Below are 10334 nucleotides of genomic sequence, written 5' to 3'. Positions count from 1 at the left end.
CCCCCCTCTACCGTACTCTAGCCTGGCAGTTTTGAATGCAGTTCCAAGGTTGAGCCCTGGGCTTTCACATCCAACTTACCAAACCGCCTACGCGCGCTTTACGCCCAGTAATTCCGATTAACGCTCGCACCCTCCGTATTACCGCGGCTGCTGGCACGGAGTTAGCCGGGGCTTCTTCTCCGGCTACCGTCATTATCTTCACCGGTGAAAGAGTTTTACAACCCTAGGGCCTTCTTCACTCACGCGGCATGGCTGCATCAGGCTTTCGCCCATTGTGCAAGATTCCCCACTGCTGCCTCCCGTAGGAGTCTGGGCCGTGTCTCAGTCCCAGTGTGGCTGATCATCCTCTCAGACCAGCTATAGATCGTAGCCTTGGTAGGCCTTTACCCCACCAACAAACTAATCCAACGCGGGCTCATCCAAAGGCGATAAATCTTTCCCCTTATAGTCTCCTACAAGGGTAGTATGCGGTATTAGCAGTCGTTTCCAACTGTTGTTCCGCACCTCTGGGTAAATTCCCACGCGTTACTCACCCGTCTGCCACTGTCCGCCACCCGAAGGTGGTTTCTCGTTCGACTTGCATGTGTTAGGCCTGCCGCCAGCGTTCGTTCTGAGCCAGGATCAAACTCTCAAGTTTGATGTTTGATTCCATTGGCGCTTGACGCGCATAACGTTTGCGCTTGTTTGCACAGTTGCATTTATTCAACGCACCTGTGTTCAATGTACGCATTCGTTTGCACTTCGAAATGCGCGCATCATTTTGACGAGTTCCCACGACTTTTAGCCTGTCTGAACGACAGACGTAATTACCGTGGAAGAAACGCAAAATTCAGCGCGCGCACCGCGAATCTAACGCTCACTTAATTCCTTACGGAACAAGCAAGCTCGCGCGAGCACCGCCGCCTGCGTTTCTCTTCAACATTCACATTCACATTGTCAAAGAACTTATGCCATCAAGCCAAGGCCCATCCTCCATAACCCTAACGGATCATGGAAATGCAGTATCCCTAAACGGAAGCAAGACAGCACACTCTTTCCCTGTCGCCTAAAGTAACGGAGACTAAAGGTAACAGGAGGAAGGCTTTTATACGGACCTTAACGGGGGCTGTCAAAGGGTTTCTGTTGGTTTCTGTAGTTTTTTGCCCGTCTACCCCTTTTGTTCGGCGTTGCAGATTATAGCGGGTAGCGGTAGCCCTTCATAGGATGTCATTGAAAAACAAGTAATTTAGGAAAATGTTCACAAGGGGGTGTGGAAAAATGTCTTGACAGAAATAGGATTTCTGGGTGATTCTTGAGATGATTTGTGAACTGGTTTGTGTATGTGTCCAAACAGGAGTGATGTCAGGAGATTGCTACAGTAGTTGTTGGACGTAATTTAAGGGATGATAGCCATAAATTGGTATATACAGGATCTCTTTAGCTACACACGGGGATGGTCATACAGGGATTAACATTTCTGGTCTGGCTGTTTTTTAGCGAAAACTGTAAGAAAAATATCGGAAAGATATGGGATGAATAGCCCTGAAACTAATTGGCAGGAGGCCACCATTTCGCACCTTACCGCCGCAAAGCGGGAAATTAGTAGGTTTTTAGGGCGTTCGGCTATAATTATAGCCGGAGGCGTAGCGATAGCCCTCATGGTTGTAGCCTTAAGTGCCTATCTGACCCCCCATACGAAATCCCAAAAAACAGCTTTGGAAGGGCTTAATCCCCAAACCGCCATAATAGCCATTCTGGAGGGCACAGAGCCGGAAAGCGTAGAGAGAGAGGCTACAGAACCCCTGATCGACAATAACCCTCAAAGCGAACCCCAGACTGTTTCCCTTACCTTTGCCAAAGGTGATAATCTTGCGGGTCTGCTCATGGACCATGCATCATTGAGCCCCGAGGATATCCATCACGCCATCACCGCCCTCAAGCCCTACACTAACCCACGCCGCATTCAGATGGGACAAAAACTGGTGATGAACTTTGCACCCTCTGACGCTAAAATTCCTGATGCCACAAACTCTGACACGACAGCCTCCAATACGGGAGCATCTTCTCCGGTTCATGAGGTCTCCACTATACCGGATCTCGTTCTCGCTTCTTTTTCCCTTGAGACTGCCCTTGACCGAAATGTGACCGCCATCCGTCTTGATGACGGCAAATGGCAGGGACACGAAGAAATCATCCCCCTTGAGAGGCGCTATCGCTATGTCAGTGGCACGATTGACTCTAGCCTTTATGTAGCGGCCCAAAAAGCCGGCGCGCACCCTAAAATCATCAATGACATGATACAGATTTATTCCCACGATATAGACTTTCAACGTGAAATTCGCCAAGGTGACCGTTTTACGATTGTCTACGAGAGCGAGCACACTCCCGAAGGACGCCTCGTCCGTCACAACAAAATCCAATACACCTCTCTTACAATTAAAGGTGAGCCCATTTCTTTCTGGCGACATACACCGTCTGATACAAAAATCGCCAGCTATTATGATGCCTCCGGCCATAGTGCCCAACGCTTCTTGATGCGCACTCCTGTTGATGGAGCGCGGCTTTCATCGCGGTTTGGTATGCGCCGCCATCCCATCCTTGGATATTCTCGTATGCATCAGGGTGTGGACTTCGCAGCCCCTCGCGGAACTCCCATTTATGCTGCCGGTAACGGCACCGTAGAGTTTGTCGGGCGCAAGGGCGCATACGGTAAATATATCCGCATCCGCCATGCTAATGGATACAAAACGGTTTATGCACACCTTCACCGTTATGGACGCGGCATCCGAAAGGGCGTACGGGTTAGTCAGGGTCAGGTTATCGGAACCGTAGGTTCCACAGGCCTGTCAACCGGGCCGCATCTTCACTATGAAGTGCATCACATGGGTAAGGCTATTAACCCGGCCTCTACCAGAAAGATGCCTCGGGGTCGCCAACTGACAGGTGCCTTGCTTTCAGAATTCCGCAACAGTCGTGAGATTATAAACCGTAGAGTTTCAAATCTGCTTGAAGGACAAAGTACGCAAGCTGATGCGGGTAGCAGTTCCGCTCTGGACCCCATGCTTGCCCTGAGCATCCCCATTTCCCCACAAGCACGACAGCCACACGACCTGTAAGAGATCGAGTCCCTTATTTATCTTCTCTTCGCTAATTTCACTTTGGCGTTTTTATTTTGAAAAACTGTTGCTACCCTTATTGTGCAAAGCCAGCACAACCTCAAGAGGGCTTTTTGCCATCCAGTGCTGAACATAGTCCCGCAACATTTGGCGACGGAAGTCATCGTCATCATCCAGATAAGCAAACACCCGCTCCTCTACAATAGCCTTGCGTTGAAAGCCATAGGCCAGAGCTAAGGCCTCACGGCGACGGGCATTCAGAATCCATAACCCTATGATAAACGGCACAGATAAAACAATCATTGTTATCAGCCATGGTAGAAACACCCACAGAGTTCCACTGTCATTCACCTCGGCGTAAAAGCCTACTTCATAGACAAAACTCACCCCCTGCCATATCACTATGGCGTAAGCGACCAGCAACGCCCACATCAGAAAATTATAAATTCCCGCCCGGCGTTTTTGCTGAGCGTATCCTTTCATAAAGTCTTCAACATTAGCTTGCGGCTTGACAGTCATGGTCTTTCTCCGATTTCTTCATACCCCTTATTATCCTACCACAAACAACCCGCACCATAAAAGACCATTAGAGAGCCCCAAATAGTGCCTGTTAGTTTTAGGGCCGTGCCTTGTCAATAACGCGCTGAACGGACGTCAGAAAGGCATCGCCTCTCTCTTTGATTACACAGAGCGTGCATAGCTTCTTCGGATATTTTATCTGTCCAATGTTGCACATAAACCCGCAAAATATATTGGCAAAAACCTTCATTATTACCCACATAAGCGAAACCTCGCTCTTCAATGATAGTCCTACGTTCAAAATTGAATAACAGAAAACATTAAAACTGCATCATGCAACCTTGCTAGTATCACCCGCACCGTAAACAAGCGCAAGGCCATCTCCCTCAACCACTACACGAACATGATCACCATCGTGAATATCACCCTCCAACAGCGCTTCCGCCAATTTGTCTTGTACGTGTTTTTGAATAACCCGCTTTAGGGGGCGCGCACCATAGACCGGATCATATCCACGCTCCGCTAACCAGGTGCGGGCAGCGTCTTCCGGACCCAGAACTATTTGCCTGTCGGACAACAAACTCCGCAAGTGGTTCATTTGAATATCAACAATCACATCCATCTGCGCCCGTGTTAAGCGGTGAAACAGAATCATCTCATCTAAACGATTCAAAAACTCAGGGCGAAACCGCCCGCGCACTGCTGCCATGACCTGTTCACGTACATCATCCACATTATCATCCTCGCTCTGGGCCGCTAAAAACTCACCCCCCAAATTAGAGGTCAAAATTATAATCGCATTGCGAAAATCCACCGTGCGGCCTTGCCCGTCTGTCAGGCGCCCATCATCCAACACCTGCAACAGCACATTAAAAACATCGCCATGGGCCTTTTCTATCTCATCAAACAACACCACCTGATAAGGTCGTCGCCGAATGCTCTCTGTCAACACGCCACCCTCGTCATAGCCCACATATCCGGGCGGTGCACCAATCAACCGCGCTACTGCATGACGCTCCATATATTCCGACATATCAAGACGGCAAATCGCATTCTCATCATCAAACAAAAAGCCCGCCAGCGCTTTCGTCAACTCCGTCTTACCGACACCCGTCGGCCCCAAAAATAAAAACGATCCCACCGGACGCGATGGATCCTTCAACCCTGCCCGTGCCCGGCGCACGGCCGTAGACACCGCCCTCACAGCCTCCTCCTGCCCCACGACCCGCATTCCTAAAGTTTCCTCCATGGCAAGCAATTTCTCACGCTCACCCTCTAGCATCTTATCTACAGGAATCCCCGTCCAACGAGAGACAATCTGCGCGACCTCACGCTCACTCACAGCCTCCGCCGCTATAAGGCCTCCCTGCGCTTCCTCACCTTCACGGTCTTCAACCTCGGATAGCGATTTCTCTAACTCCGGAATAACCCCATACGTCAACTCGCTCGCCCGCTCCAGATGACCCTCACGCTGCGCTTGCTCCAACTCAATGCGGGCATTCTCTAACTGCTCCTTCAACCTCTGCGCCGAATTTAACTGCTCTTTTTCCGCCTGCCACTGAGACGACAAAGATGAATGATCTTGCTCTAAGTTCGCCAGAGTCTCCTCCAAAACCTCCAAACGCTCAACAGACACTGCATCGGTCTCTTTCTTCAGCGCCTCGCGTTCAATTTTAAGTTGAATAACACGACGGTCTAACTCATCTAATGCCTCCGGTCTGGAATCAACCTGCATCCGAACCCGACTGGCCGCCTCATCAACCAGATCAATCGCCTTGTCCGGCAAAAACCTATCCGCAATATAACGGTCAGATAACATTGCCGCCGAGACAATAGCACTATCCGCAATGCGAACGCCGTGATGTAACTCGTACTTTTCCTTCAAACCCCGCAAAATAGAAATCGTATCCTCAACCGTCGGCTCGGAAATAAAGACCGGCTGAAACCTGCGCGCCAACGCCGCATCCTTTTCAACATGCTTACGATACTCATCCAGCGTCGTGGCACCCACACAATGCAACGTCCCACGCGCCAACTCAGGCTTTAAAAGATTAGATGCATCCATCGCACCATCCGTACGACCTGCCCCCACCAACGTATGCATCTCATCAATAAACAAAATAACCTCCCCCGCAGCAGACTCCACCTCACTCAAAACCGCCTTTAGACGTTCCTCAAACTCTCCGCGATATTTAGCACCGGCAATCAAGGCCCCCATATCTAGTGCTAACAATCGCTTGCGCTTTAAACTCTCCGGCACATCGCTATTCACAATCCGTAACGCCAGACCTTCCACAATCGCCGTCTTGCCAACTCCGGGCTCTCCAATCAAAACCGGATTGTTCTTCGTGCGCCTCGATAAAACCTGTATCGCACGCCTTATTTCTTCATCCCGGCCTATCACTGGGTCCAAATTGCCCTCACGTGCCACCTCGGTTAGGTCACGGGTATATTTCTTCAAGGCATCATAATTATCCTCCGCACCCGGACTATCCGCCGTCCGCCCTTTGCGAATCTCATTGACAGCCTCACCCAAAGCCTGCACCCCCACCCCCGCCTGTTTAAGAATATCCCTTGTCTCGCCCGCTACAGCTAACGCCAACAACAGACGCTCCACGCTCACAAAACTATCGCCTGCTTTTTCAGCCAGGCCACTCGCCTGATCAAAGATTCGCGCCAGTTCCTGAGACATAAATATCTGCCCCGCTCCGGAACCCTCAACCCTCGGTAATTGCTCCAGAGCCGCCTCAACCCCCTGCATCACCTGCGCACTATCGCCTCCGGCCCGGCCTATCAAATGAGATGCGAGGCCTTCTTCATCCTCCAGTAAAACCATCAACAAATGGGCAGGCGTGAGAGATTGATGACCTCGTCGCAGGGCTAAGCCTTGAGCAGATTGAATAAACCCACGACTCCTATCGGTGTAATTCTCCATATTCATTAGACAGCATCCTTTCTCGCTGTTTCCTCTCTTGATATGGTGTGGTAAACAAGCCACACAAGAGGGGTGTGTCTATGAAAGAACAGAAAATCGCCAACCTATATCGCTATCCGGTCAAAGGCTTAAGCCCCGAAGCGCTGGAAAAAGTGGCACTCACCCCAGAGATGACCCTGCCCGGCGATAGAGCCTATGCCATAGAAAATGGTAGCCGCAGTGTTGATGAGGCTTCCGGACAACATTATCCCAAAATCAAGTTTTTGATGCTGATGAGCCATGAAAAATTGGCGACTCTTGAAACTCGTTACAACGATAACGATGGTACTCTGACCCTTGAGCGTGATGGCCACACGTTAGCGTCGGGGTCGCTCAAAACGCCAGTAGGACGTAAACTAATTGAGCAGTTTTTATCGGCCTACATAGATAAGGATTTACGCGGACCTCCACGGATTGTTCATCGGCGCACAGGCGCATTCAGTGATGTTCCGGCTCCGTGGATTTCTCTTGTAAATCTTGCCAGCATTCGCGACTTAGAGCGCACCACGGAACTCGCTATAGACCCATTGCGCTTTCGCGCCAACATCTATCTGGATGGATTTGCGCCGTGGGAAGAAACCGCATGGGTCGGACGCACTCTAACCTTGGGGGAGAATGTCAGTGTGGACTGCACTCACATGATTGAGCGGTGTGCCGCTATAAATGTTAACCCTAAAAACGGTACACGGGATATGACTATCCCGAAAACCCTTTTGCAGATATATGGTCACATGAACTTAGGCGTATATGCCTGTGTGGCGACATCCGGTACTATTACACTGGGCGATAGTGTCCGGATTGCTTCGTGAATCTAATAATATAGCCTTACACTTCAGCGGTTACGGATTCACCCTTGCTGGTTTCTTCGGGCTTCTCTGTCCTCTTCGGACTCACCCGTTTAGAAGACGCTACTTTAGATGGTTGCCCTTTTGCTCCGGTGCGGCGATTTTGACTTCTGGCACGGGGAGGCGTTTTAGTAACCTCTGACTCTTCTGCCGCATCTTCCGTCACTTTCTCCGGCGCACCTCCGGAGAGATTTTGCTCCGATTCACCATCTGAAGCTGCATGAGCATTATGCGGCGCATCATCTCTGGAAGTCTGTGCCTGACGCATCAGCCGATAATAATGATCGGCATATTGCAAATAACCTTCGGCGGTAATCCTATCGCCAGATGTTTGAGCATCACGGGCGAGTGCCTGATATTTCTCAGATATGTGAGAGGCCGTACCACGAAGCCGGACACCCGGCCCGTTGCTATCCAAAGAGCGATTTGTCTGATTGGGGTTTTTACGACCCCGGCCCCGTGATCGTTTAAAATTTTGCATTTGCCTCATGGATTATTATCCCAACTTATTATTTTGTTTCTATTACTGCTTAACCTGTTCAACTTCACCCTGATCCCACTTCCGCTCTACCCCATACGCTCACTATGGCGCTGGCCATGGTGGGTTTATTTCATTCTGGTTAATATCCGTAAAGGACGTTGCCATCCTTTTTTCGCCGTATATCACTACATCGTATTTCGCTGTTCGTTGAGCGGCCCACACTCTATATCTTACAGGAACCCCAACCTCACAAGAGATTTCTACAGAAAGCTACGACCCCCGCCGATTCTCTATGCCCCTTCTGAAGTATACCCTTATATGTATACTCTCACTATGTTCCCAAGCACTCCCCCTCTATGTCCTTACATTACTCCCGTTCAGCCCTATTGCAAAGTCTTTTTTTCAGAGCATATCCCGCTATCAATCACAAACGCTGGCCCATCACCACACGCTCAATACCTGACAAATCACACGCCGACGCTATATTTTCCAGGCGGGCCTCTTCCATCAGTCTGCGGGTTTCCTGCACTTGACCCGCACCTACCTCTAATCCCAGCCATCCGCCCGGGATAAGTAGCTCACCGGCACGTGATACAATCAAGCGTATTGCATCAAGGCCATCCTGGCCACCATCAAGTGCTATAAGCGGGTCATAAAACCGTACCTCCGGCGATAGGGTTTTAATATCGTCCGTTGGAATATACGGCGGGTTGGAAAGAATAATATCAAACGTACTCCTTAGAGGCCCTGTCCAATCGCCCACACAGAATACTGCACGAGAAAGACATCCCAAACGGGCTGCATTGTGGCGCGCCACACGAAGAGTGGAGTCGTGACAATCAACCCCTACCCCCCACGCCTTAGGGCATTCCATCAATAGCGACAACAGCAAACATCCCGACCCGCACCCTAAATCCAGAAATCTGGCTGGAGCATCAACCATGATACGCTCCAGACACGCCTCTACTAATGTTTCACTGTCAGGACGTGGTAAAAGGGTAGCGGGGGTTATTTTGAAATCAAGACTCCAAAACTCCCGTCGCCCCAAAAGTCTCGCTACCGGCATGCCCGACAAACGTGCTTTCTCCAAGACCTCAAGATGGCGCATCGCCTCAGAAGAAAGCAAACACTCGGAAAAACGCGCTAAATCAGCAGACGACCATCCGGCCGCCTCACATAACAGCACCTGCGCATCCAATATCGGCGAGGGGATACCCGCCTTGTCAAAACGCACCGCTAAAGCACGCCATATCTGCTCTGCTTTTCCACGCACTTCAACGTCAACTGCCATTGTCAACGTCCGCTTCATCTGCTGCAGCTAGACGACCCGCTTCATCATCCATGATAAGTGCATTGATCAACTCATCCAGATCATCGCCCCCTAAAATGCGCTGCAATTTATGCAAGGTTAAATTGATGCGATGATCTGTCACTCTCCCTTGGGGAAAATTATACGTCCGCACCCGCTCTGATCTGTCGCCTGAGCCCACCTGTCCGCGTCTATCAGCCGCCCGTTCATTGGCCTGTCGGGCACGTTCGGTTTCATATAATCGAGCACGTAGCACCTTCATGGCTTTGGCTCTGTTCTTATGTTGGGATTTTTCATCTTGTTGAGTCACGGTAATACCGGTCGGCAGATGAGTTATACGCACCGCACTATCGGTGGTGTTAACGGACTGACCGCCCGGGCCACTTGCCCGATAGACATCAACTCGCAAATCTTTATCGTCAATTACAATGTCTACATCTTTCGGCTCCGGCAGAATGGCAACCGTTGCCGCTGATGTATGAATCCGCCCCCCCGATTCTGTCTCCGGCACCCGTTGCACCCGGTGAACACCCGACTCAAATTTAAGCTGCGCGAAAACCCCACTCCCTGTAATAGACGCAATAATCTCCCGATACCCTCCAAGATCTGCCACCGCGCTACTCAAGAGTTCCACCTTCCAACCCTTAAGATCTGCATAACGCTGATACATGCGAAATAAATCAGCCGCAAACAACGCCGCCTCCATACCTCCCGTTCCGGCCCGCACCTCTATGATGACGTTACTATCATCCGCTTTATCCCGGGGTAAAAGCATGCGTCTAATACGCTGCTCTAAATCCGCCAGGCGACCCTCAAGAGACGCCCTGTCTTCACGGGCCATGGCCGCCAAATCCGGATCATCTCCCTCGGCTATAGGTACCAACTCTTCATACTCTTGCCTAACCGACTGAAAGGTACGTATAGCCTCTACCACCGGCGTTAGGGACGCATAATCGCGTGACCTCTCCGCCAGAAGAATCGGTGTTTGAGATGCATTAACTAGCTGAGATTCCAGCGTGGCATAGCGGGTTAATATCTGGTCGAGTTTTTGATCGGAAAGCATAAGAAAAACACTAAAACTAAAAGCACGAGAGCAAATCTGCGCAACCCC

At 50.5% G+C, this 10334-nt stretch carries 7 protein-coding genes and 1 rRNA gene; 2 read left to right on the top strand and 6 right to left on the bottom strand.

What is annotated here, in order from left to right; all coding sequences use genetic code 11:
* Window positions 1–637: ribosomal RNA gene (locus tag V6Z81_06425) — 16S ribosomal RNA — on the bottom strand; the annotation flags it as partial.
* A gap of 874 nt (window positions 638–1511) precedes the next feature.
* Here V6Z81_06425 and V6Z81_06420 point away from each other — a divergent pair.
* The gene (locus V6Z81_06420) at window positions 1512–3095 is read left to right on the top strand and encodes a M23 family metallopeptidase (GenBank protein MEG9862122.1); all 1584 of its coding nucleotides are present in this window, start codon (window positions 1512–1514) and stop codon (window positions 3093–3095) included.
* A 51-nt stretch (window positions 3096–3146) separates the two neighbouring features.
* On the opposite strand, the gene V6Z81_06415 is transcribed toward V6Z81_06420, so the two are convergent.
* Together V6Z81_06415 and clpB are read right to left on the bottom strand one after the other, a co-directional pair.
* Window positions 3147–3614: a hypothetical protein gene (locus V6Z81_06415; GenBank protein ID MEG9862121.1), complete on the bottom strand. Its 468-nt coding sequence runs from the start codon at window positions 3612–3614 to the stop codon at window positions 3147–3149.
* A gap of 331 nt (window positions 3615–3945) precedes the next feature.
* Window positions 3946–6555, bottom strand: a complete 2610-nt coding sequence (gene clpB, locus V6Z81_06410; GenBank protein ID MEG9862120.1) for an ATP-dependent chaperone ClpB — start codon at window positions 6553–6555, stop codon at window positions 3946–3948.
* A 74-nt stretch (window positions 6556–6629) separates the two neighbouring features.
* Between clpB and V6Z81_06405 the strand changes: the two genes are divergently transcribed.
* Complete coding sequence (locus V6Z81_06405; GenBank protein MEG9862119.1) at window positions 6630–7397, top strand: MOSC domain-containing protein; 768 nt, start codon at window positions 6630–6632, stop codon at window positions 7395–7397.
* 16 nt (window positions 7398–7413) lie between these two features.
* Here the strand turns inward: V6Z81_06405 and V6Z81_06400 are convergent, their stop codons facing one another.
* The 3 genes from V6Z81_06400 to prfA form a co-directional block, all read right to left on the bottom strand.
* Complete coding sequence (locus V6Z81_06400) at window positions 7414–7914, bottom strand: DUF4167 domain-containing protein (protein ID MEG9862118.1); 501 nt, start codon at window positions 7912–7914, stop codon at window positions 7414–7416.
* A gap of 424 nt (window positions 7915–8338) precedes the next feature.
* A complete protein-coding gene (gene prmC / locus V6Z81_06395) occupies window positions 8339–9205 on the bottom strand; it encodes a peptide chain release factor N(5)-glutamine methyltransferase (GenBank protein ID MEG9862117.1) in 867 nt (288 codons plus the stop codon).
* Window positions 9195–10286 (bottom strand): peptide chain release factor 1, encoded by a 1092-nt coding sequence (gene prfA / locus V6Z81_06390; GenBank protein ID MEG9862116.1) that lies wholly within the window; start codon window positions 10284–10286, stop codon window positions 9195–9197. The genes prmC and prfA overlap by 11 nt, the downstream gene beginning before the upstream one ends.
* Window positions 10287–10334: the final 48 nt, after the last annotated feature.

Source organism: Parvularculales bacterium (assembly GCA_036881865.1).
In the GTDB taxonomy this organism is placed as follows: Bacteria; Pseudomonadota; Alphaproteobacteria; order JAPOUT01; family JBAJNM01; genus JBAJNM01.
The sequence above is the reverse complement of the archived record's forward strand: the minus strand, read 5'-3'. Positions and strand labels throughout refer to the sequence as shown.